This is a genomic window from Anatilimnocola aquadivae, from assembly GCF_049819085.1.
Lineage (GTDB): Bacteria > Planctomycetota > Planctomycetia > Pirellulales > Pirellulaceae > Anatilimnocola.
In genome coordinates this window covers 201,182-218,103 of sequence record NZ_CP187419.1, presented here as the reverse complement: position 1 = coordinate 218,103, position 16,922 = coordinate 201,182, and the positions used below count along the sequence as shown (strand labels likewise).

The following is a 16,922-nucleotide window of genomic DNA, read 5'->3' as shown; positions in this document are numbered from 1 at the left end:
CCCGCCATGAAAGCTCTCCAGCTCGAAGCTCCCAAGCATTGGAAACAGATCGAGATTCCCGCGCCGGAGAAGCCTGGTCCCGGCGAAGCGCTGGTGCGAGTGCATCGAGTGGGAATCTGCGGAACCGATCTCAGCGGCTATCTCGGCAAAATGCCCTTCTTCAGCTATCCGCGCATTCCCGGCCATGAGCTGGGCGTGGAAGTGATCGAGGTCGGTGCCGATGTTGCCAACGTGAAGGCCGGCGATCGTTGCTCGGTCGAACCCTACATCAACGATCCCAACAGCTATTCCAGCCGCAAGGGCAAGCCGAACTGCTGCGAAAAGTTGCAAGTGCTCGGCGTGCATCGCGACGGCGGGTTGCGGCCGTACTTCATTCTGCCCGCGCGAAAGCTGCACGTTTCGACGAAGCTGCAGTTCGAGCAACTGGCCCTCGTCGAGACGCTCGCCATCGGCTGCCATGCGGTTGATCGCAGCGAACTGAAGTCCGACGAATACTGCCTGATCATCGGCGCGGGGCCCATTGGCCTGGCGACGCTCGTCTTTGCCAAGCTCACCGGTGCCAAGATCATCGTCCTCGACATGAACGCCCAGCGATTGCAGTTTTGTCGCGAAGTAATGGGTGCCGATCATACGGTGCTGCTCAGTGAAAATCTGGAAAAGGACCTGCGTGATTTGACCGAAGGTCATTTGCCGGAAGTGGTCATCGACGCCACAGGCTCGGCTGTCTCGATGTCAAACGCCTTTGGACTCGTGGCTCCGGGTGGTCGCTTGGTCTATGTCGGCATCACGACGGACGAGGTGAAGTTCAAGCATCCCGTGTTTCATCGACCGGAAGGCACACTGCTCTGCTCGCGCAATGCCTTGCCGCGCGACTTCACCCGCATCATCGGGCTGATGGAAGCGGGCCAAATCAACACGACGCCGTGGATCACACATCGCTCGCCGTTCGAGCAACTCATCGAAGTCTTTCCTTCCTACACCAGGCCGGAAACGGGTGTCATCAAAGCGGTGGTTGAGGTGGGAGAATGAGCCAGGTCGATGCTCAGCAGTTGCCAGAAACGGTGCTGCAGTTCGGGGCCGGTCGCTTCCTCCGCTCGTTCGTCGATCGCTTCATTCAGCAGGCGAACGACAGCGGGCAAGGTGTCGGGCGAATCGTCGTCGTGCAACGCACCGCCGATAGTCGCGCCGATTCGCTGCACGCACAAGACGATGGCTTCACGGTCCTGGTCCGCGGTTACGAGCAGGGCGAACTCATCGAGCGCCCCGAGAAGGTAAACAGCATCAGCCGCTCGATTGTGGCTGCCGACGATTGGCGCGAAGTGCTCCGCGTCTCGGTCGCCGGCGAACTGAAGTACATCGTCTCGAACGCCACAGAAGCTGGTTACCAAATCGATCCGGTCGATCGGCTGACGAGTCACCCACCCGCTTCGTTGCCCGGCAAACTGACCCAAGTCTTGTGGGTCCGCTTCAATCACAGCCTGCGCGGCGTGACCATCCTCCCCTGCGAACTGATCGAACGGAACGCTGACAAACTGCGAGCTCTCGTCCTCGAACAAGCCAGCGTCTGGGCTTTGCCCGCCGAGTTCACGCAGTGGATCAGCAGCGAATGCCAATGGCTCAATAACCTGGTCGATTGCATCGTCACCGGTCCTCCCGCCGAACATCCACTGGCCAAGCACGACTCGCTCCTCACCTGCGCGGAACCTTACGCCTTGTGGGCCATCGAGAAGCCCGCCAGTGGCGATCCGCTCATGTTCTCTCACCCGGCCATTCAACTCGTCGACGATCTTTCGGTCTGTTACCTGCGCAAGGTCCGCATCCTCAACGGCCTGCACAGTGCCATGGTGGCCAGGTATCTGCCCAAGGGCTTTGTAACGGTGCAGGACGTGCTCCGCGATGCCCGAGCCACTCGCTGGCTCCGCGATCTGCTCTACGAAGAGATCGTGCCGGCCATTGCCTACCGTGTGCCCGGCGTCGCCGCCTTCGCCGATGCTACCTTCGACCGCCTCCGCAATCCCTATCAGCACCACAAGCTGGCCGACATCGCCCTCAATCACGCCGACAAGGTTCGCGTCCGCCTGCAAACCACCCACGACGAATACGTGCAACTCTTCGGCAAGTCTCCTCAGCGCCTCGCTGAAGTCATTGCCGCACGCATCTAACCGACACCCTCAGCAGGGCAGTTGCAGCGCAAGTCATCTTCCCTCAGATCGCCGGGGGCAAAATTTGTTCACAAGCCTACCCGGTTTGTGAACACTGACGCGCGCCGCACCCGAGAGATACTGCAACTGCTGTTCACAAACTACCCCCAGTTTGTGAACGGCCCCCGGTTCAGCAGGCTGCAATGTTGCATCAGCCATCCCAAACTTTTCTACCGCAGTGAGGCTGGCGTAATTGTGCGTTAGGAATGGCTGAGATGGTTGGAGAGGCAGGCCCCTCACCCCGACCCTCTCCCCGGAGTACCGAGGCGAGGGAGGAAGTAACTTCAAACTACGAACTACGAACTCAAAACTTGCCTCTACTTCGCCGGTTTGCGAACCATCAGGTCGTGCGTTTCGGGATCGTAGTAGTAGATCTGGCCAGCAGGGAGAACGGGGAGCTTGATGTTGTTGTCTTTGATGATCTTCTGCATGAACTCTTCGTCGGAGTTGGGGTAGCGACCTTCGGAGGCCTCGAACAGCTTCATGGCAGAGGGAATCGAGATATCGAAGACGGCTTTCTCGCGGAAGGCGAAGAGTGTCTTCGCCGGTTCAACGATGAAGCCCGTTTCGTTATCGAGGCTGCGACCTTTCGCACCGACGCCCACTTCAGCTTTTACTGATTCGCCGGGCGGAAGTGCCGGTGGCAGCGGCTCGGTTGGTGTAGCTGGCGGTTCGGGCAAGACTGGGCTGGGCGGACCGGGAAGGCTCGGCGGTAGAGATCCTGGAAGCGATGGCGCGGGTGGACCCGGCATGGTTGTTGGTGGCGGCGGGCCGGGCATCGCCGTAGGCACTGGATCGTTTGCAGGTGCCGAAGTGTTCGAAGCAACGGGCTGTGAAGGGCCACAGCCGCCGAGGAACAACAGGCCCAAGGCCAAGAGCAAGTACTTCGACATGAGAGTTCCTCAAGCGGTTAAGGTGCGCAGGCGAGGGAGTTATTCGATCACAGGGACCGTGAACTTCCACTGTTCCATTTCGGCGAGCGTGTTGTGACGAGTCATATTGTATTGCAGCGGAGTGAGCGTGAGATAGCCTTTGGTGATGGCCGTGATATCGGTTTCGTGCCCTTCGGGTCGCGGGGGCGGATCGTTGGTCGCCCAGTAATAAGTGCGGCCCTTCGGGTCGACTCCCTTCGCAAAGTGCTCACCATAGCGCGAGACCCCCATCGGCACGACCTTCAGTTCGTTCTCGTCCCGTTCGGTGGCTGCGGTAGGAATGTTGAGATTGTAGAGAACCGGTTCGGGCCCCTTTTTCTCAAGGATCTGTTCGATCACGCTGCGGCACATCTTGGCTGCGGCACGATACTTCGCGTGTTCGTGAAATTCGAGCGAACAGGCAATGCTGGTAATGCCGAAGAAGGCTCCTTCGATGGCTGCGGCGACTGTGCCCGAGTAGAGGACGTTGATGCCGGCATTCAGGCCGCCGTTGATGCCGCTGACGACAATATCGGGCGGGCGCTGACAGAATTCGAAGATGCCGAGCTTCACGCAGTCGGCGGGACTGCCGTCGACGGCCCAGCCTCGCAGCCGGTCGTGCTGGTCGTAGACTTCCTTGGGCACGAGGGGGCGGAGGAAGGTGATCGAGTGGCCGACGCCGCTCTGCTCGGTCGCGGGGGCCACAACGCGCACCTCAGCAATCTGGCGCAGTTCGTCTTCGAGCGCTCGCAGGCCGGGAGCGTAAATTCCATCATCGTTCGTCAACAAGATCAGCACGTTTCGCAAACTCCTTTTACCGCTGCAAGACAACAATCCGTTTCGTCATTCGTAATTGATCCAACCCAGATGCTGCCAGTATTCGAACAGCCAAGGCTGCGACCAGGGATTCAGCGTCGCATAGTTCGCACTGAAGACGCTCACCAGAAACATCGCCACCGCCACATTACGCCCGAGTCGCGATTTGGCAATCTCGTCGGCGGCGGGAATCATGGCGAGCAACCAGAGCGGAATGAGCCAGAACAGCCAGCGCAGGCCGCTGGTCACACCGCCGTAATTACGATCGATGAGTGGCCGCGTGAGATAAAAGGCCAGCACGACCACAGTGAGCAACGAGACGGCTGCTGCGAACCACCAGAGCACGGTCCGCTCAGCGCGCAGCCAAAGGTAGAGGCCGCAGACACTCAGCAACCAGACCGGCGTGAGCGAAAAGAGCCCGTGATGGCCGATGAGCACATGCAGGGCATAGACGGCGACGGACTGCTCGCCTTTGTCGACACCTTGCAAGCGATCAGCCGTCCAGTAGGTCCCTTCGTAGTCGTACCAATCGTCCCAGGCGCGAACTTCGAGGCTGGTGTTATCGACTAGTTGCACGGCCAGCCGATCGTGACCGTCGACGTCCCAAATGACCCAGCGCTCGCCCTTCACACGGGGCTCGATGATGGTTTGCGACGAGAGGTCGATGGCTTTACTTTTCAACTCGCTGCTGACGACGGGTGGCAACTGACCATCGTCGAAGGCGCGGGCCAAATGCGGAGCCACCGAGAGCATGACCGGGCCATCTTGATTGCGATGAGCATACGCCGGACGCAAGCTTTGATGCGCGAGGTAGTTTGTCCCAAGCGCTGCGGCAAAGACGACCGCTGCTGCGGGGACAAACGCAGCGAATGTTTTAAGCGGCGATTTCCAAAGGACTGCGAGGCCGACGAGGCCGAAGTAGGCGAGGGCTGGCAACTCACAGGTGACGGCGAACGCGCTGGCGAGTCCGCCGAGGGCGTAGTTCCACCAGCTTGCCTTTTCGTCGTTCCAAATCGGCCAGAGCACGACGAGCGAGATGACGATTGCGACCGCCGCGATGACGTGATTGTTGAGCGTGATGGCGAAGGTGCTGAGAAACGTCGCTTGCGTGGCGCAGGCGACCACAAAGATGCGCCCCCAAGTGCTGTGGCCCAAGCGTTCGACCAGGTACGTAAGCAGCCACATCGCGCCGGCCAGCGGCAACACCTGGCTGAGCAGGAGCATGATCCGGGCGAGATAGAACGCTTTGTACTTATCGGCGAACGTGGTTCCGGTGACTTGCTTCAGCAGCCAGTATTCGCCGGCGAGCATCGTGGGAAGTAGCGTCGGCTTGCTCGAGTAGTAATGCTCCTTGCCATCGGGGCCGCGATGCTTCACCAGGTCGATCGTGTGCCAGGCACGTTGGCGATTGCCTTCAGCATCGAAGATCACGTCGTCGATGGCGTAGGTGCCGTGATCGACCAGTGAGCGGACCGTACACCAACGGCTGCGATCGTTGGCACTCAAAAAGGGCGAAGGATCTTTCAAGCTCGCCGAGCGAACTTGCATCAAGCGGGCGGCCATCGAGCCGAGCGAAATCGCAATCAACAGCGCGTAGATGCTCCAGCGAAGCGTGCGGCTGTCGTCGTTGACGGGCGCGATGGGCTCCATGGCGATTCACTCGTTTTCGGCCAACTCAGTTGCAGCCCGTTAGTGTTTTTCGGTGATGTTCGGCGGCTGCAAACCGAGCCGTTCTTTCACTGAGTACTGCATCACATTTTTGCCGTAATAGGCAGTGATCAATTCGGCGAGAAAGCCCATCGAGATCAACTGCGCACCGAGCAGCAGCAGGCCCATCGAATAAATCACGGCAGGCCGATTGTGCAGGTCTTCGAGCCCCCAAGCCGGCACGAGTTTGTCGACGACCCAGTATCCGGCCAGATAGAACAGCCCCATGCTGCCGAGAAAGAACGACAGAATGCCCAGTGTGCCGAGCAAGTGCTGCGGACGTTCTTTGAAGCCGGTGAGAAAGTAAACCGTCAGCAGATCGAGAAAGCCTTTGACGATCCGCGAGACGCCGTACTTGCTGTACCCGAACTTGCGAGCGCGATGATTCACCACCACTTCGCTGACCGTCCAGCCTTTGGCTGCGGCCAGCACCGGCACAAAGCGGTGAAGTTCGCCGTAGATGCGAACTTCTTCGAGCACGCCGCGGCGGTAGCACTTGAAGCCGCAGTTGTGGTCGTGCAGCTTGACGCCCGTGAGTTGTCCCACAAGCCAATTGAAGACGCGCGAGGGGCCGACCTTGTGCCAGGGATCGTGTCGCAATTGCTTCCAGCCGCTGACAACGTCGAAGCCCTTATCCATCTCTTCGAGAAAGCGGGGAATCTCGTGCGGATCGTCTTGTAGGTCGGCGTCGAGCGTAAAGACGAATTCGCCTTGGGCCGCTTCAAACCCAGCGCTCAGAGCGGCTGCTTTGCCGAAGTTGCGACGGAAGCGAATCCCCTTCACGCGGGCATCTTCGGCCGAGAGCCGCTTGATGATGTCCCACGAGCCATCTTTCGAGCCATCGTCGATCAGGATGATCTCGATTTCGTATTGGTTGGCCGTGGCGACTTCGCACAGTTCCTGGTGCAAAGCCTGCAGGCTCTCAAATTCGTTGTAGACCGGAATGACAAAGGAAATCATGAGCAGATGGTTGGCAAGCGGAGGGTGAATTCAGTTGTCAGCTTGTCGCTGCAGATACCATAATCCAAAACCGCCTCCTTCGTCAGGGCGAATAGCCCGCCAGCCGCGACTGCGGACCCGATTCTGTGCCGGAGATTAGTGCATGCTTGAGTACGTTTCGCCCGCTTCAATCGGCATCGACCCGAACCGCTTGCAACGGGCCTACGACCTGGCAGCGGAGTGGACCACGGTCGTGGGAAACAAGCCGGCGATCATGCCCGCCGCTGCAATCATGGTGGGGCGCAACGGCAAAGCGGTCGAACCAAAATTCTTTGGCAAGCAAGGAACGGCTAAGGATGCGCCGCGCATTCGGCGCGACGCGCTGTTTTTGATCGCCTCGCTGACGAAGCCGATTACGTACCTAGGGGCGATGATTCTGGTCGAGCGCGGCTTGCTGGGACTGAGCGATCGCGTGACTCGTTATATTCCCGATTTTGCCGCTCACCATAAAGAGCAGACCCTGGTGCAGCATCTGTTCACGCACACGTCCGGGCTGCCCGACATGCTGGAAAACAACATCGAACTGCGGCGGCAACAGGCCCCGCTGAGCAAGTTCATTGATGGCGCGATTCGCGATACGGTGCCAAAGTTCCCGGCTGGAACCAATCTCAGCTATCAGAGCATGGGGACGCTGATCGTGGCCGAATTGATTCAGCGGATCAGCGGGCTCTCGATCAGCGACTTCCTTCACAAAGAAATCTTCGAACCACTGGGGCTCCTCTCGACGTCGCTGGCCGTGCGCACGCTGGCGCGCGATCGGCTGACGCAATTGCAAACGCCGGACTACACGGGCGTCGAACAGTTCGGCTGGAACAGCCGTTATTGGCAAGAGCTTGGTGCGCCGTGGGGTGGCATGTTCAGCACGCCCGACGACTATGCAGTCCTATGCCAATTGATGCTTAACGGCGGCCGCTATGGCGACGTGCGTCTAGTCTCGCCCGCTACAGTCGAAAAGATGACGACCAATCGGCTCAACGACTTCCCTGAACTGCCCGAAGCGATTCGTCGCACGCGGCCCTGGGGCCTGGGCTGGCAATTGAATCATCCGGCCACTGAAGGGACGCTCGGCGATCTGCTGCCACCGACGGCCTACGGTCATCTTGGCTCGACCGGCACGCTGTTCTGGATCGATCCTCAGCGTCAAGCGTTCTGCATTCTCTTCACCACGATGGAACGAGACCGCGCGCCGTGGCGACTCGTACATTTATCGAATGCGGTGGCAGCGGCGCTGGTGTGAGTCAGCGAGGACTTGCTGGTGCGAAATACTTACGGCCATCGGTCAGGTGCCGCACTTCAATCGTAGGTAAACCCTCGGGAGAGGTGAGACGAAAACCAAGTGGAACGACATTTGACGCCAGTTCATTGCCATCGGCAGCAGATGAGGCCCCACTGATGACGAGTTGATCACCCTGCAGTTGCAGCAGCGTCAACTGCCACGGATCGCGGTCCACGATCAATAGCTCGCGCGTGCCGACCTTGGCATAAAACTCCAGCTTCTGCCAACTGCGATCGTTACGACTGACGATCTCCACGGCGAAATCAGGTCCTCCTTGCCAGTGCGTGTATCGATCAATTGCGGGAGTTCCCGGCAGATAAAGAGCGACATCGGGACAACGAAAGTTTTGGAGCCAATCCTCGTTGCGGTCGCTGACATTGCAGCCGGCAAAGAGCCTGCCGCCATAATTCATCGCTACCAGCAAGTCGACAATTGTTGCCAAGCGTCCCGCGGTCTGCTGATGCTCGTTATCGCGACTGGGTGCGATCACGTAGACCCCATCCCAAACTTCGTCAAAGCGATCGTGTCCTCTCGCACGGCGATCGGTGATGATTCTCTTTTTAACAGATTGATCAAGAACGATGAGCGTCATGCAATCTGCTCTGTTGCTATTCTGGCATCGTCACTGGCCCTTGCGCCGGTGCGTACCAAACCTGACCCGCCGAATGTTTGACTTCAATCGTCGGCTAGTCGTTGCGGCTGACAAGACGAAAGCTGAAAGGGATTGTCTGGGAAAGCAATTCCTGCCCGTTGGTCAAATTGGAGCGGCCACTTTCGGTGAGCTTGTCTGCTTCCAAGCGGAGCAACGTGATTTCCCAGGGATCGCGATCGATGATCAACAGCTCGCGCGTGCCGATTTTGGCGTAGAAGTCGAGTTTGTCCCAGGTGCGATCATTGGGGCTGACAACTTCGATGGCGAAATCAGGACCGCCTTCCCAGTGAGTGCCATGGAACCTGGCAGTCGTGGAGTTGAGATACACGACGACATCGGGACAGCGATAGTTTTTCGTCCAATCGGTCTGCCGATCGCTGACATTGCAACCAGGAACGACTCGCCCCAAGCCTTGCTGCCGTAGCACCATTGCCAGGCAGGTTTGCAGGTCACCCACAATCTCCTGGTGGTAGTATTCGGGCAGCGGCGCCATCACGTACACTCCGTCCCAAACTTCGTCGAAGCGGTCGAGACCTTTGGCCCGTCGGTCGGCGAGCATTTCTGCTTCAGCGTATGGATCGCAGACGAGGACGGTCATATTGGCGGTTCCCTGGGTGGTCGACAGCCAATTGTACCTCACTTCTCCTGAGCAGTCAGTTGCTTCAGCAACTCCGCATTCCCCGCGGGAAATTCATGCTGGTTCAACTCGCTGCGTGGCACCCAGCGGAAAGGGGCGAGTGGAATTGCTGCGGCATCTGCGGGCCGGCAGGCGATGAAATGGAGTTGCACGGTGGCATGAGCGTAGGCGTGCTGATGTTGCGGATAGGGGAAGAGGGGTTCGACAACGAGGCCCGTTTCTTCCAGGCATTCGCGCACAGCGGCATCCTCCGCGGTTTCGCCGGGGTGGATCTTGCCGCCAGGAAACTCCCACAGGCCAGCGAGCGCGACGCCTTCGGGCCGCTGACCAATCAGGAAGCGGTCGTTGTACTGGACAACGGCGATGGCGATTTGGGTGAGCGGTCGCGGGGAGGAATCGCCAGTCATGGCAGGGTAAGATTTGCTGTTAGGATCGCCGGATGAAGTTGCTGCGGCCGATTCTAGCAGGAGTATCGCGCCATGATCTCGTCACGCACGCCCGAAGGGGCGCCGCATCATTGCCCGGTCTGCAATCAGGCGGTGATCATCGAGCCATCGCTGCCCTTCGGCGATGCGCCGTGTCCCCATTGCGGGCACTTGCTCTGGTTCGTGGCGGTTCAGCAGATGCCGATGGTCGTCACTTCGGCGGCGAATCACGACCTGCAAGATCGCGTGCTGAAGCACTTGGCGAACCAGTTGGGAGTGCCAGTCGAGATGCTGCGGGCGAAGCCACAGCTTTTAGAGACGTTGGGCGTCGACTCGCTTGATACGGTCGAGTTGGTGATGGAACTCGAAGAGCTTCAATAACAGCTTTGGTTAACCCGCAAAGCTGCCTTGCCCATCGGGAAAGCGGCCAGCGAGGAACCAGCGTTCCCACCAGCGTGCCGGTCGCAGGCGATTGTCGCTGGCTTGCACCACGCGCTGTTTGCCGCGACGAGTCGTAATCGACAAGCGGCCGTCGGGCAGCACTTCCGAAACGACCCAATATTTGCGAACCGCGTAGCTGTAACCTTCGCCATGCGGCTCCGGCTCCAGTTCTTCCGCGCGCGGAGTGGGATGAGAACTGTGCTTGCTAGCCAGATAGACGACGCGATCACCAGGCTTATACATCGAACCTACCCTCATCGGCTCCCTGCCTTACTGCCCAGTCGACTTGGCCTTCCACGTTGGCAAGTCTGGTAGCAGCTATCCTTACCTATCGAATTGAAAATCGAAATTCCTTGACCCTACTTTTGGAGAGGCATATTCCCACGCATAACTTATCGTAGACCTGCGAGTACTGCAGTTCAAGAGCAACTTGCGGGCGCGCACTTCTCAGCGACTTCCGCGAACCTCTTCACAAGCTACCGGGCAGGCGCAAGGGGCCAGATTCGGGCAACAAACGAATGCTAGGGCAAGATCAGGTGACGCTAGCAAGACCAGACGGCTACTTGTGCCCGCGAAGAGGAAAAGCGTGTCGTTTGTAGACACTTTTTCGAGTGCCAAAAAACAACGCCCGGAGGGTTAGTCCGGGCGTTGCAGCATGCCTGGCGTAGGCAGGGTTCGCCCAGGGCGAACCGTGGTGGTTGCTTAATCCCACCACCATTGATTCTCGGCCAACTTGTCGGTCGTGACCTTGCTGCGGACGGCTTGCAGCTTGCCACCTTCGTCGGCGATTCGATTTTCCGGATCGAGAGCCGTGCGGGCCTCGATATGCACACCGCCACCGATCGGGAACGAACAACGTGTTCCCTTCCACACAGCGGTGCAAGCTGTTTCGACATGCTTGGGCGTTTCGCACGTTTCTACGGCGAATTTTTCTTCATCGCCGAACGTCGCCATCTTCCAGCCAGCCTTGCCGAAGTAGTCCTGGTCCTGAATGAAGGCCGCAGCCACCGACAGGTCGATCAAATTGCGTAGCTGAGCATAGACCGGGCTCCGCTGAGCGAGTTGCGGATAGTTCGTGGTGAACTGATGGCAGAATTGCTGGCTGGCCTTGTTCTTGCCGCCCGCATTCGCGACGCGCGTGCCGTCGTGCTGTACCAGTTCGTCTTCACCAATCAGCTTGACTCCTTCACCGACCAGTTCCATGGCTAGTTCGTCGTCGGTCACCTTCACGCACTCGTAGTTGGGCGTGAAGAACCAGCGCTGCATGGCGTTGGACGAAACGGTCTTAGGATCGGCTAGCGAGGCATAGCTGGGAATGCGCACCGGAGGCTGTTCGAGACCGATGCCAATCAGCTTCATGCGATAGTCGGCTTCGACGAGCACCTGGGCGAAGTGTGTCTTCGGCGAGAGACCGCGAATGGTCACTTCTTGCAGGCCGAGAGCCTGACGAGCACCTTCGACGATCCGTCCTTCTGCACCACGAGTCATTTGGCCACGGAAGTTGGCAAAGAACTTGGTGAGGTTGGCGAGCCCTTCCTGCGTGGCGTCGATCGAGCAGGCAATGATCGGTGTCGGTTTGCCTTGCGGCGGATAAGCTCGCAGGGCAACGACCAGATCTTGTAGTTCGACAATCGCGCGACCCGAGTTCATGCCCACCATGCGGCCCGAAGGGTCGGCGACAAAACCTTCCGCCGGACCGGCGATGACGATGTCTTTGGTGTCGGGATAGTAGAAGACGTACTGCGCGCGGGTCAGACCGGCGAGGTACTTCATTTCGTCCGTGGGGCTTTGGCCATTCTTAGCCCGTTCGGCAATCGCGGCTTCCAGGCGATTAAGCGAGATCTTGCGCAGGGGAGCTTGCTGGGCGAGATTGCCGGGCAAGCGACCACGAGCTTCGGCGAGCCGCCGAGTCGTCAGCGCGCCATTTGGGTCGTCGTAGCGGCGAACCTTGAGTACGCCGGTCGGATCGACCATGACGCCGGCAGCACCCAAGAGGTTGCCACCACCGCCATTGTTGTTGTTATTATTGTTATTGTTGTTATTATTATTGTTGTTGTTCTGAGCTAGAGCAGAACCAGCAAGCAACAATGAACAACCAATCGCGAGCCAAACCGAGTGCATGTTCGTGCGCATGATCAGTGCCTTATGAATGATCAGGGGCCGTAGGGAAGAGAAAAACCTATCAGTGTCCGTGGAGTGTTGTCGATTTCCTAATTTGAACGGGCAGGTTGCGGCGGGAGATTAATCCCACCACCATTGATTTTCGGTAAGTTTGTCGGTGGTGACCTTGCCACGAATGGCTTGCAGCTTGCCACCTTCATCAGCAATACGGTACTGTTTCTCCAGGGCGGTGCGAGCTTCGATGTGCACGCCACCACCGATCGGAAATGCCGTTTGATTTCCCTTCTTCAGCACCGAGCAGGCCGTTTCGACGTGCTTGGGAGTTTCGTAGGTTTCGACGGCAAACTTCTTTTCGTCCCCAAAGGTTTCCAGCTCCCAATCGCACTTGCCGTAATAGTCTTGCTGCTGAATGAAGGCCGCCGCGACCGAGAGGTCGATCAAGTTGCGAAGCTGGCCGTAGACCGGACTGCGCTGGGCCAGTTGTGGATAGTTGGCGGTGAACTGTTGGCAGAATTGCTGGCTGGCTTTGTTCTTGCCACCGGCGTTGGCCACGCGAGTGCCATCGGCCTGCACGACTTCGTCTTCGCCGATCAGTTTGACACCTTCGCCGACGAGTTCCAGAGCGAGTTCATCGTCCGAGACCTTCACGCACTCGTAGTTGGGTTCGAAGAACCAGCGTTGCATGGCATTGCCGCGAACCGTGGCCGCCGTGGCGAGCGAGGCATAGCTGGCAATGCGGACCGGCGGTTGTTCCAGACCAATGCCGATCAGCTTCATGCGGTAATCGGCCTCAACGAGCACTTGAGCAAAGTGTGTCTTGGGCGAGAGACCGCGAATGGTGACTTCTTGCAGGCCGAGTGCCTGGCGGGCACCCTCGGCAATGCGAGCATCGCCACCAGCGGGCATTTTGCCGTGAAAGCTGGCGAAGAACTTTTGCAAGTTCGCCAGGCCGTCTTTGGTGGCGTCGATCGAGCAGCCAATGATCTGGGTTGGCTTCCCTTGCGGCGGATAAGCACGCAGGGCAACCACCAGATCTTGCAGTTCGACAATCGCGCGACCGGTGTTCATACCGATCATGCGGCCCGAAGGATCGGCGATATAGCCTTCGGCAGGACCGGCGATGACGATGTCGTTGGTGTCTGGATAGAAGAAGACGTACTGAGCGCGGGTCAAACCGGCCAGATACTTCATCTCTTCGGTTGGCTCTTGGCCGTTCTTCAATCGCTCGGCGATCACCGCTTCGAGCCGATTGAGCGAGACCTTGCGGAGCGGAGCTTGCTGGGCGAGATTGCCCGGCAATCGCTGACGGGCTTCGGCAATGCGGCGCATGGTTAAAGCGCCATTCGGGTCGTCGTAGCGACGAGCCTTCAGCACGTTGCTGGCATCGACAATGACACCAGCTGCACCGACCAGGTTGCCACCGCCGCCACCATTGTTGTTATTGTTGTTGCCGCCGTTGTTGTTGCCACCGTTATTGTTTTGGGCGACTGCCGAGCCCACAAACAGCAACAAGAGGCCGAGCGCGGCCAGATTGTTCCGACAAAGAATGCGCATGATTTTGCCTTGTTCCGATGAGACGAAGTACGAGCGTGCGAGTTGGGCTTTTATCGCATTCAGAACTAGTGGAAGCGTCAACACCGCGCGCCGCTGGACCGGGCTTGTTTGCCCTGCGCCAACGAGACAAGTTGATCAACTTCAAACGTCCGAATCCTCCCAGGCCCGCCCGCCCCTGCGCGGCAGAAACCTTCGCTCAGTCTTTATCCTAGTTGGCGACGGGCAAAACGCAATCAAATAGCTGGCAGCTGGAGAAGCCGAACCGCAGAATCGCATTGAGAATCGCTGATGAATGCCGGTTGTTCGGCCTGGTAATTATCAAGTGTTAAATACGTGGCGATAGGGTGCGACGTCCCTGTGCCCGCCCCAGGCTGCGGCAAGGTGAGTAGAATGGGAACTCGTCCGCTTCGTTCCGCTTTAGCAGTCTGGGCTCGATGTCGAATTACGATACGATCATTATCGGCGCTGGTATGTCGGGGTTGGCGGCGGGCATTCGCTTGGCCTACTTCGATCAGAAGGTCTGCATTTGCGAACGGCACAACACCATCGGCGGTTTGAACAGCTTTTACCGGTTGCGCGGCCGCGACTTCGATGTCGGCCTGCATGCGGTCACCAACTTCACACCCAAGGGTGCGAAGAAAGGTCCGCTCGCCGTGCTGCTGCGGCAATTGCGGATGGCCTGGGACGATCTGGCACTCGCGCCGCAAATTGGTTCGGCCGTGGCGTTCCCCGGCATTGAGTTGAAGTTCAACAACGACCCGAAGTACCTGCAAAGCGAAGTCGAACGCCTCTTCCCGCAGCAGAAGGACAACTTTCAGCGCCTGCTCGACAAGATCGTGGGCTACGACGATCTGAACGCCGAGATCTTCACGCTGTCGACGCGGCAGATCCTCAGCGAAACCATCACCGATCCACTGCTGATCGAAATGCTCCTCTGCCCGCTGATGTGGTACGGCAACGCCCGCGAAAACGACATGGACTGGGGACAGTTCAGCATCATGTTTCGCGCGATCTTCCTGGAAGGGATGGCCCGGCCGTTTCGCGGCGTGCGTTTGATCCTGAAGAACCTGGTGCGCAAGTTCCGCGAACTGGGTGGCGAGTTGAAGCTTCGCAGCGGGATCTCGCGGATTCATGTCGACGGCGATCGGGCCGCCGGCGTGGTGCTGGACAATGGCCAGGAACTGACGGCCAACGTGGTGCTCTCTTCGGCCGGCGTGGTCGAAACCTTGCGACTCTGCGACGACCTCTCCAAGGCTGAACCTGCCCGCGCGGGGCAACTGTCGTTTGTCGAAACGGTTTCGGTGCTCGATCGTTCACCCCAAAAGATGGGCTACGACCGGACGATTGTCTTCTACAACGACTCGCCGAACTTTCACTGGCAACGGCCCCACGATCGGCTGATCGATGTGCGGACCGGCGTCATCTGTTCGCCGAATAACTTTCGCTACGGCCCCGACGAAGGGGAACTGCCCGACAATATGATTCGCATCACGGCGCTCGCCGATTTCGATCGTTGGCAGGCATTGTCGCCGGAGCAATATCAGCTCGAGAAGTTGCGGGGCTACGATGCGGTCGTTGGTTCGGCGGTTCGCTTTGTTCCGGACTTTCGCAGCTATGTGATCGATACCGATATGTTCACGCCGACCACCATTCGCCGCTTTACCTGGCACGATAATGGTGCCGTGTACGGCGCGCCCGAGAAGCGACTCGACGGCCAGACGCATCTGAAGAATCTGTTTCTGTGCGGGACCGATCAGGGCTACGTCGGCATCATCGGTTCGATCATCAGCGGCATCAGCATGGCGAACATGCACTGCCTGAAAGCGGGCGGCGGTTAAATTCAGTTGCAGAAAAAGGAATGCCACATCACAGTTAAAGTAATAGCCGAGACTGCGGTTCCCTTAACCTCGAACATCACCTTTCCCTGAGTTCTGATCATGCAAGTTCGTTCCTGCTTTCACGGTGCCACACTCCCGGCGGCTTTTCTCGCTGCGGCGACCTTGCTGATTGCGGGTTGTGGTCAGGGAGATTACGACTCGCGGGTGAGCGAGGTGGGCCAGCACTTGAAAACCAGGTCAAAGAAAGCGGCCGATGGTCAGCTGACGAAGGACTATCTTTCGGTGATGGATATTGCGCGAACGCCTCAAGGAGTCAAATTCCGCTTGCCGACCGTTTTCGCCACTGCGCAAAGCCTGAACGCGGATGCGCCAGGGGCCAAGGTTGCCCACGTCGACATTCCTGGGTTTTGCTATACCCTGCAAGTGATGCTTGCCGATGATTCAGGGAAGCAGATTCCCGCTTATTGCTACTTGTATTCGGCCAAGAAAGCGACGCATCCGCCTGACAAATTGCGCGAGCTGATTCAACAAGCATCAGTGGCCATCGATCCCAATTCGAAATGGTTTGAGGCTTCGAATGAGCCTGGTCAGCCCTCCGGACAGTATCTTCTGAAGGTGGGGGGCAATCACGATTTTTTAGTTAATGGGACGGTGGAGAAGCTTCCGGGACACTTGTTTCTGTCAACTTATGAAACCGCAGAGAACATTGTGATCATTGGTTGGCGATACGAGCTGAATTCAATGAAGAAAGCCAATCTCAGTGATGCTATTTCTGCCTCGGTGGATTCCGCATTGCTAGATGTTCCCGGAGCCGCGGCGCCTGCTCCTGGTGGACCTGCTCCGGCTGCAGCGCCAATGCCAATGCCCGGTGTCGCACCGATGCCGATGCCACCTGGCGGTCCACCCGGACCGGTCGTTCCTTAACGGTGAATCAGTTCTTTTACGGAGATAATTCTGGTCATGGCTGAGTACACCAAGTTTCAGCAAAACGCGATCAAGAACTTTTACGACAATCGCGACACGATTGCCCTGCAACGCGTGCAGGAACTCGTTACGGAGTTGTATCTTTCCGAAGGAAAGAAGCTGCAAAAGAACTGGGACAGCGTGATCATGCACCTGTCGAAGCTCAAGGTCGATCCGAAGACGCTCGAGCACCTGCGCAAGGAAGGGAAGCCCGAACTGGTGGCTTCGCTCGTCACGCGCATGCTCAACAAAGAAGACGCCAAACCGGGGGCGCCCAAGCGGAAGGTCAGCTAATATTTGCCGGTGGCTAATGTGCCGGAACAGGCGGTACTTTCGCGATGTTCCGGCGAGACCTGCTGGCTGATACAACAATCACATCAC

The 16,922-nt window shown here is 58.4% G+C and carries 17 protein-coding genes; 7 read left to right on the top strand and 10 right to left on the bottom strand.

Annotation, left to right across the window (positions count from 1 at the left end):
• Positions 1 to 6: 6 nt before the first annotated feature.
• Together NA78x_RS00890 and NA78x_RS00885 are read left to right on the top strand one after the other, a co-directional pair.
• The gene (locus NA78x_RS00890) at positions 7 to 1,029 is read left to right on the top strand and encodes a zinc-binding alcohol dehydrogenase family protein (protein ID WP_425616530.1); all 1,023 of its coding nucleotides are present in this window, start codon (positions 7 to 9) and stop codon (positions 1,027 to 1,029) included.
• Positions 1,026 to 2,162 (top strand): hypothetical protein, encoded by a 1,137-nt coding sequence (locus NA78x_RS00885; RefSeq protein WP_425616529.1) that lies wholly within the window; start codon positions 1,026 to 1,028, stop codon positions 2,160 to 2,162. Before NA78x_RS00890 ends, NA78x_RS00885 begins: the two co-directional genes overlap by 4 nt.
• Positions 2,163 to 2,518: 356 nt before the next feature.
• On the opposite strand, the gene NA78x_RS00880 is transcribed toward NA78x_RS00885, so the two are convergent.
• Genes NA78x_RS00880 through NA78x_RS00865 form a run of 4 tightly spaced genes read right to left on the bottom strand, consistent with a single transcriptional unit; the run spans position 2,519 to position 6,595 of the window.
• On the bottom strand, positions 2,519 to 3,094 hold the full coding sequence (locus NA78x_RS00880) for a hypothetical protein (RefSeq protein WP_425616528.1): 576 nt from the start codon (positions 3,092 to 3,094) through the stop codon (positions 2,519 to 2,521).
• A gap of 39 nt (positions 3,095 to 3,133) precedes the next feature.
• A complete protein-coding gene (surE, locus tag NA78x_RS00875; protein ID WP_425616527.1) occupies positions 3,134 to 3,910 on the bottom strand; it encodes a 5'/3'-nucleotidase SurE in 777 nt (258 codons plus the stop codon).
• 45 nt (positions 3,911 to 3,955) lie between these two features.
• The gene (locus tag NA78x_RS00870) at positions 3,956 to 5,578 is read right to left on the bottom strand and encodes a hypothetical protein (protein WP_425616526.1); all 1,623 of its coding nucleotides are present in this window, start codon (positions 5,576 to 5,578) and stop codon (positions 3,956 to 3,958) included.
• A gap of 39 nt (positions 5,579 to 5,617) precedes the next feature.
• A complete protein-coding gene (locus NA78x_RS00865) occupies positions 5,618 to 6,595 on the bottom strand; it encodes a glycosyltransferase family 2 protein (RefSeq protein ID WP_425616525.1) in 978 nt (325 codons plus the stop codon).
• 142 nt (positions 6,596 to 6,737) lie between these two features.
• Here NA78x_RS00865 and NA78x_RS00860 point away from each other — a divergent pair, with 142 nt between their 5' ends.
• Complete coding sequence (locus tag NA78x_RS00860) at positions 6,738 to 7,871, top strand: serine hydrolase domain-containing protein (protein WP_425616524.1); 1,134 nt, start codon at positions 6,738 to 6,740, stop codon at positions 7,869 to 7,871.
• 1 nt (position 7,872) lies between these two features.
• Here NA78x_RS00860 and NA78x_RS00855 read toward each other — a convergent pair whose 3' ends face one another.
• The 3 genes from NA78x_RS00855 to NA78x_RS00845 form a co-directional block, all read right to left on the bottom strand.
• The gene (locus tag NA78x_RS00855) at positions 7,873 to 8,502 is read right to left on the bottom strand and encodes a Uma2 family endonuclease (RefSeq protein WP_425616523.1); all 630 of its coding nucleotides are present in this window, start codon (positions 8,500 to 8,502) and stop codon (positions 7,873 to 7,875) included.
• A gap of 94 nt (positions 8,503 to 8,596) precedes the next feature.
• Positions 8,597 to 9,160 (bottom strand): Uma2 family endonuclease, encoded by a 564-nt coding sequence (locus NA78x_RS00850; protein WP_425616522.1) that lies wholly within the window; start codon positions 9,158 to 9,160, stop codon positions 8,597 to 8,599.
• 38 nt (positions 9,161 to 9,198) lie between these two features.
• On the bottom strand, positions 9,199 to 9,606 hold the full coding sequence (locus NA78x_RS00845) for a (deoxy)nucleoside triphosphate pyrophosphohydrolase (protein ID WP_425616521.1): 408 nt from the start codon (positions 9,604 to 9,606) through the stop codon (positions 9,199 to 9,201).
• A gap of 72 nt (positions 9,607 to 9,678) precedes the next feature.
• On the opposite strand from NA78x_RS00845, the gene NA78x_RS00840 reads away from it, so the two are divergent.
• Positions 9,679 to 10,005 carry a phosphopantetheine-binding protein gene (locus tag NA78x_RS00840; RefSeq protein ID WP_425616520.1) on the top strand — a complete coding sequence of 109 codons (327 nt, stop codon included), beginning with the start codon at positions 9,679 to 9,681 and terminating at the stop codon, positions 10,003 to 10,005.
• Positions 10,006 to 10,014: 9 nt separating this feature from the next.
• Here the strand turns inward: NA78x_RS00840 and NA78x_RS00835 are convergent, their stop codons facing one another.
• The 3 genes from NA78x_RS00835 to NA78x_RS00825 form a co-directional block, all read right to left on the bottom strand.
• Positions 10,015 to 10,308, bottom strand: a complete 294-nt coding sequence (locus tag NA78x_RS00835; RefSeq protein WP_425616519.1) for a hypothetical protein — start codon at positions 10,306 to 10,308, stop codon at positions 10,015 to 10,017.
• 459 nt (positions 10,309 to 10,767) lie between these two features.
• Positions 10,768 to 12,198: a DUF1598 domain-containing protein gene (locus NA78x_RS00830; protein WP_425616518.1), complete on the bottom strand. Its 1,431-nt coding sequence runs from the start codon at positions 12,196 to 12,198 to the stop codon at positions 10,768 to 10,770.
• 108 nt (positions 12,199 to 12,306) lie between these two features.
• Positions 12,307 to 13,740, bottom strand: a complete 1,434-nt coding sequence (locus NA78x_RS00825) for a DUF1598 domain-containing protein (protein ID WP_425616517.1) — start codon at positions 13,738 to 13,740, stop codon at positions 12,307 to 12,309.
• Between the two features lie 434 nt (positions 13,741 to 14,174).
• Here NA78x_RS00825 and NA78x_RS00820 point away from each other — a divergent pair, with 434 nt between their 5' ends.
• The 3 genes from NA78x_RS00820 (at position 14,175) to NA78x_RS00810 (ending at position 16,835) form a co-directional block, all read left to right on the top strand.
• On the top strand, positions 14,175 to 15,578 hold the full coding sequence (locus tag NA78x_RS00820; protein WP_425616516.1) for a phytoene desaturase family protein: 1,404 nt from the start codon (positions 14,175 to 14,177) through the stop codon (positions 15,576 to 15,578).
• Between the two features lie 99 nt (positions 15,579 to 15,677).
• On the top strand, positions 15,678 to 16,502 hold the full coding sequence (locus NA78x_RS00815; protein WP_425616515.1) for a hypothetical protein: 825 nt from the start codon (positions 15,678 to 15,680) through the stop codon (positions 16,500 to 16,502).
• A 36-nt stretch (positions 16,503 to 16,538) separates the two neighbouring features.
• Positions 16,539 to 16,835, top strand: coding sequence for a hypothetical protein (locus tag NA78x_RS00810; RefSeq protein ID WP_425616514.1), 297 nt, complete (start codon positions 16,539 to 16,541; stop codon positions 16,833 to 16,835).
• Positions 16,836 to 16,922: the final 87 nt, after the last annotated feature.

Excerpts from the sequence above, each read along its gene's own strand:
- NA78x_RS00890 (WP_425616530.1), top strand. The coding sequence starts at position 7 with ATGAAAGCTCTCCAGCTCGAAGCTCCCAAGCATTGGAAACAGATCGAG.
- NA78x_RS00885 (WP_425616529.1), top strand. The coding sequence starts at position 1,026 with ATGAGCCAGGTCGATGCTCAGCAGTTGCCAGAAACGGTGCTGCAGTTC.
- NA78x_RS00880 (WP_425616528.1), bottom strand. The coding sequence starts at position 3,094 with ATGTCGAAGTACTTGCTCTTGGCCTTGGGCCTGTTGTTCCTCGGCGGC.
- NA78x_RS00870 (WP_425616526.1), bottom strand. The coding sequence starts at position 5,578 with ATGGAGCCCATCGCGCCCGTCAACGACGACAGCCGCACGCTTCGCTGG.
- NA78x_RS00865 (WP_425616525.1), bottom strand. The coding sequence starts at position 6,595 with ATGATTTCCTTTGTCATTCCGGTCTACAACGAATTTGAGAGCCTGCAG.
- NA78x_RS00860 (WP_425616524.1), top strand. The coding sequence starts at position 6,738 with ATGCTTGAGTACGTTTCGCCCGCTTCAATCGGCATCGACCCGAACCGC.
- NA78x_RS00855 (WP_425616523.1), bottom strand. The coding sequence starts at position 8,502 with ATGACGCTCATCGTTCTTGATCAATCTGTTAAAAAGAGAATCATCACC.
- NA78x_RS00850 (WP_425616522.1), bottom strand. The coding sequence starts at position 9,160 with ATGACCGTCCTCGTCTGCGATCCATACGCTGAAGCAGAAATGCTCGCC.
- NA78x_RS00845 (WP_425616521.1), bottom strand. The coding sequence starts at position 9,606 with ATGACTGGCGATTCCTCCCCGCGACCGCTCACCCAAATCGCCATCGCC.
- NA78x_RS00840 (WP_425616520.1), top strand. The coding sequence starts at position 9,679 with ATGATCTCGTCACGCACGCCCGAAGGGGCGCCGCATCATTGCCCGGTC.
- NA78x_RS00835 (WP_425616519.1), bottom strand. The coding sequence starts at position 10,308 with ATGTATAAGCCTGGTGATCGCGTCGTCTATCTGGCTAGCAAGCACAGT.
- NA78x_RS00830 (WP_425616518.1), bottom strand. The coding sequence starts at position 12,198 with ATGCGCACGAACATGCACTCGGTTTGGCTCGCGATTGGTTGTTCATTG.
- NA78x_RS00825 (WP_425616517.1), bottom strand. The coding sequence starts at position 13,740 with ATGCGCATTCTTTGTCGGAACAATCTGGCCGCGCTCGGCCTCTTGTTG.
- NA78x_RS00820 (WP_425616516.1), top strand. The coding sequence starts at position 14,175 with ATGTCGAATTACGATACGATCATTATCGGCGCTGGTATGTCGGGGTTG.
- NA78x_RS00815 (WP_425616515.1), top strand. The coding sequence starts at position 15,678 with ATGCAAGTTCGTTCCTGCTTTCACGGTGCCACACTCCCGGCGGCTTTT.
- NA78x_RS00810 (WP_425616514.1), top strand. The coding sequence starts at position 16,539 with ATGGCTGAGTACACCAAGTTTCAGCAAAACGCGATCAAGAACTTTTAC.